The 4882-nt window shown below is 64.3% G+C and carries 2 protein-coding genes and 1 pseudogene; 2 read left to right on the forward strand and 1 reads right to left on the reverse strand.

Annotated features, from left to right (window positions below):
* Positions 1-458: pseudogene (locus BHQ40_RS24030) on the reverse strand (MFS transporter); the annotation flags it as partial.
* A 418-nt stretch (positions 459-876) separates the two neighbouring features.
* Here BHQ40_RS24030 and BHQ40_RS24035 point away from each other — a divergent pair.
* Both BHQ40_RS24035 and BHQ40_RS24040 read left to right on the forward strand, forming a co-directional pair.
* Positions 877-3342 (forward strand): TonB-dependent receptor, encoded by a 2466-nt coding sequence (locus BHQ40_RS24035; protein ID WP_070158232.1) that lies wholly within the window; start codon positions 877-879, stop codon positions 3340-3342.
* Between the two features lie 250 nt (positions 3343-3592).
* The coding region (locus BHQ40_RS24040) for a tryptophan halogenase family protein (protein ID WP_070158233.1) at positions 3593-4882 on the forward strand (1290 nt) is incomplete at its 3' end.

Genomic DNA, 4882 nt, shown 5'->3' on the forward strand with positions numbered 1-4882 from the left:
AATGTCAGCCGCGCCGCCGCCCGGCGGCTTGGGCCGATCACCGTCACCACCGTATTGGACGCGATCTGCAGCACCGTCTGCCCCGCCGACAGCAGCAGCAGCGCGCCCAGCACCATCAGGAAATCGCGCAGCCCCTGCGCCGTCGCCAGCGCCAGGCACCCGGCCATCATGATCGCCAGCCCCGCCGCGATCGTCCGCATATAGCCCGCGCGCACCACGGCGAAGGCGGCGGGCAGGGCGAACAGCAGATAGCTGGAATGGAAGGCGAGCTGGATCAACAGCGCGCTGCGATAGTCGAGCGCCAGCATCAATTTGAGCTGCGGCACCAGCAGGCTGACCGCCGACGACAGGAAACCGCCAATGAAAAACACGCCGATCGATATCCAGAACAGCCGCTTCGCCACAGCCTCGCTATCCCGCGACTCGGGGATTTCGGCGTCGGGCGGCGGGGGGATCATGTCCCGTTCCAGTCGCGACTCAATCCTACCTCCCGTTCGCCCTGAGCTTGTCGAAGGGCTGTCCTTACTTCGAAGAAAGGGCAGGGCTTCGACAAGCTCAGCCCGAACGGAGGGGATATTCCCACTAAAATGAACCCTTTTCTTCTTTGCACACGATCCGCCAAAATCGCGATTTCCACCCCTTTTCGCTACGCTGGAAAAACGCAGTGCGAAACTGCCTTTTTGCCCGAAAAGCGCGCCGGATGCCGTAAGGGAAGACAGGAAAACGGGCATGAAACGGGGTCTGTACCAACTGTTGCAAAAGAGAAACATGATTGAACACGAACTCCGACATCGATGTCAATTCTCTGTTGACATCGATGTCGGACTCTGGTGTTGGGAGCATCCAGACCAACAAGCCCTTCTTGGGAGGATGACTATGACGAGGCATGCACTCGTCGCGGGCACGGCGCTCGCGACTTGCCTATTTTCCGTATCCGCCGCTTTCGCGCAGGACGCCGCGTCCGCTGCGCCGCAGGCGGCAGAAGCCCCCCAGGACAGCGGCGACATCATCGTCACCGCCACCCGCCGCGAAACCACGCTGCAATCCACCCCGATCGCCATCTCCGCCTTCAGCCAGGACACGCTGAACAAGAATGGCGTGAAGGACGTGACCGACCTCGCCCGCTTCGTCCCCTCGCTGCAGTTCAACCAGCAGGGCGACCAGTCGGCCGTGCTCCTCACCCTGCGCGGCATCGGCAATGACAGCGCCTATACCGAAGTCGCCGACCCCGAAGTCGCCATCTATGTCGACGGCATCTACTCGCCTCGTTCGCAGGGCGCATCGGTTCTGATGTACGACATGGAGCGTGTCGAGGTTCTGCGCGGGCCGCAGGGCACGCTGTTCGGCCGCAACGCCACGGTGGGTGCGCTCAGCCTCATCTCCGCCAAGCCCAAGCTCGGCGAATTCAGCGGCAATGTGGAGGCCGTCGCGGGCAATTACGACCGTCTGGGCGTGCGCGGCGCGATCAACATCCCGGTCACGGACACCCTCGCTTTCCGCGTCGCTTTCGTGACCGACCGGCATGACGGCTATGCCGATTTCCAGCCCGCGCCGAACATCGCGGGCATCAACAAGTCCGCCTTCGTCACCACCGGCAAGAAATATTATGCCGCCGACCAGCAGTCGGGCCGCGTCAGCATGCTGTGGCAGCCGAGCGACCGCTTTAGCTGGAACCTGTCGGCGGAGGGCTATCTGGACAATGGCTCCCCCGTCATCGGCCTGCTCCAGACGCCCCGCGCAGGCACGAAGCGCTGGTCGACGCTCAGCGACACCGCGCCGGACACGGACCGCTACTCGGTCGCCGTGCGCAGCACGATGAACTATGACATCACCGACGGCATCCAGCTCAGCTATATCGCCGGCTGGTCGCGCATCGGCGGCAGCACCCAGACGGACGCCGACGCGGGCGCACTGCCCCCGACCGGCACCGTGGACGCGGACGGCAACGACCTGCCCCTGGGCGCGTTCGGCGAGAACCGCACCTTGTCCTCGCGCTATGATTTCCAGAGCCATGAGGTCCAGTTGAAGTCGACCGGAGAGAATGCCGTCGACTGGATCTTGGGCGCCTATTACAGCCATGAGAAGAACCGCATCCGCTTCGACATCGATCAGCGGAACGGCTATCGCGACGGCACCTTCTCCTGGGCGGGCAGCTTCATTCAGGCGAACCGCCAGATCGACTCCCGCGCCGTGTTCGGCCAGACCGTCTGGCACGCGACCGACTGGCTGCGCCTGACCGGCGGCCTGCGCTACACCTCGGACAAGAAGCAGGACATTGGCGGCCGCAACGTCACCTTCTCCGGCGACGGCTGCTCGCCCGCGGACTCCGCGCCCGGCGGTCTGTGCCAGGGCGGCATCTTCGGCGCCTTCCCCGGCGCGACGGCGGCGGAACTGGTCGACCTGCTCCCCGGCTTCTCCATTTCGAACAACGATGTGAAGGGCAAGTGGAACAAGGTCACCTGGCTGGCCCGCGTCGATGCTGATCTCGCCCCCGGCATCCTTGGCTATGCGAGCGTCTCGACCGGCTTCAAGTCCGGCAACATCCAGGACAATTCGCAGCTCACCAACCCGGAAACGATCACCAACTATGAAGCCGGCCTCAAGACCCGCTTCTTCGATCGCCGCGTCACCCTGAACGTCGCTGCCTATTACAGCGACTTCAAGGGTTATCAGGTGAACCAGGCCGTCACCTTCCGCGATGCGGACGGCAATGTCGTGCGCAGCCAGATCGTGACCCAGAACGCCAAGGGCGCGACGGCCTATGGTCTGGAAGCGGAACTGACCGCCAACCTGACCGACAATGACCGGCTGAACTTCTCCGGCACCCTGCAAAAGACCAAGCTGCTGGAGCTGGAGGCTGTCGACGGCCGCCTCTATGACGGTGGCAAGCTGTCCTCGATCGCGCAGCTCAAGGGCAATGAACTCGCCCACGCGCCGCGCTTCTCGGCGACCGCCAGCTATGAGCATGACTTCGTGATGGCCAGCGGCGCGCGGATCACCCCGCGCTTCACCACCCATTATGAAACGAAGAGCTGGCTCAGCTACTTCAACGGCGACGCCAACCCGTTCGTCAGCCCGAACAACCCGGCCGACAACATGCCGGATCGCGGCACCAACGGCACGGACTGGGATCGCCAGAAGGCGTATTTCCGCTCGGATGCGTCGATCACCTACACCTCGCCTGACGAGAAATATTCGGTCGAGGCGTTCGTGCAGAATATCGAGAACGGCCGCATCCGCACCAATGCCGGTTCCTTCGGCGCGCCGCGGTACGACCCGGTGTTCCTGTCGAACCTTCAGGCCCCGCGCACCTGGGGCGTCCGCGCCCGCGCGAACTTCTGAGGGACATGGCCTAACCGATAAACCGTTCGTCCTGAGTAGCCACTGAGCTTGTCGAAGTGGCGTATCGAAGGATCGGGACTGGGCGCGAATGCTTCGATAATGAACAGGTGAACATGCCCCCGGCATGTTCAGGATCGTCCGGGGGACGATCCGACCTGATCATCCTTCGGCTTCGCTCAATCCCTACTCAGCACGAACGGATTTGGTGTGATCCAGAGGCTCTGCGACGCATGAGCAAAGGAGTTTCCCCGTGACGACCGGCACCTTCTCCCCTAGTCGGGTCGTCATCCTCGGCGGCGGCACGGCCGGATGGCTTGCCGCCGCCTATTTCTCCCGCACGCTCAAAATGCCCAATATCGCGCTGGTCGAATCCAGCGAGATCGGCATCATCGGCGTGGGGGAAGGCACTTTCCCCACCATCCGCTCGACCCTTGCCAATCTCGGCATCAGCGAGCGGGACTTTCTCGTCCGGGCCAACGCCACCTTCAAACAGGGCGTGCTGTTCAACGGCTGGGCGGACGGCGCCGATTCCTATTTCCACCCCTTCAACCTGCCGATCGGCGGCGAGGATGAGGCGCTGCTGCCCCACTGGATCGCCGACGACAGCGCGCAGCGCCCGTCATGGGCCGACGCCGTGACCGTGCAGGAGCGGGTGATCCGCGCGGGCCTGGCCCCCAAGCTGCTGCAGGACCCGGATTTCTCCGGTCCCATGAACTACGCCTATCATTTCGACGCCGCCCGCTTCGCTGACTATCTGCGCGACATCTCCGTCGCTGCGGGCGTGGAGCGGGTCGAGGGCATCGTCGCCCAGATCGAGACGCAGACGGACGGCGACATCGCCTCCCTCATCCTGTCCGACGGCCGCAGGGTCGGCGGCGATTTCTTCATCGACTGTTCGGGTTTCCGCGCGCTGCTGATCGGGGAGACGCTCGGCGCGCCTTTCACCTCCTGCGGCGACACGCTGTTTAACGACCGCGCGCTGGCGATGCAGGTGCCCTATCCCGCCGCCGACACGCCCGTCCGCCCCTATACCCTCGCCACCGCGCATGAGGCGGGCTGGACCTGGGACATCGGCCTGACCGAACGACGCGGCGTGGGCTATGTCTATTCCAGCCGCCACTGTTCGGATGATGAGGCGGAGGCGACGCTCCGCCGCTATGTCGGGACGCAGGGCGATACCCTGACCCCGCGCCAGCTCCGCTTCGCCACCGGCTATCGCGACCGTCAGTGGATCGGCAACTGCGCCGCCGTGGGTCTCTCCGCCGGTTTCTTCGAGCCGCTGGAATCGACCGGCATCATGCTGATCGAAAGCGCGCTGCGCATGATCGGCGACTTCCTCGTTCCCGGCGACCGGGACGCCCGCGACGCCGCCGCCCGCGCCTTCAATAGCCATATGGCGGGCCGGTTCGAACGCATCGTCAACTTCCTGAAGCTGCACTATTGCATCACCCGCCGCATCGACACCGCCTATTGGCGCGACAATGCCGATCCGGCGTCGATCCCCGAGGCTCTGCGCGACATGCTGGCGCAATGGCGCACC

The organism is Sphingobium phenoxybenzoativorans, assembly GCF_001757355.1.
Classification (GTDB): Bacteria; Pseudomonadota; Alphaproteobacteria; order Sphingomonadales; family Sphingomonadaceae; genus Sphingobium; species Sphingobium phenoxybenzoativorans.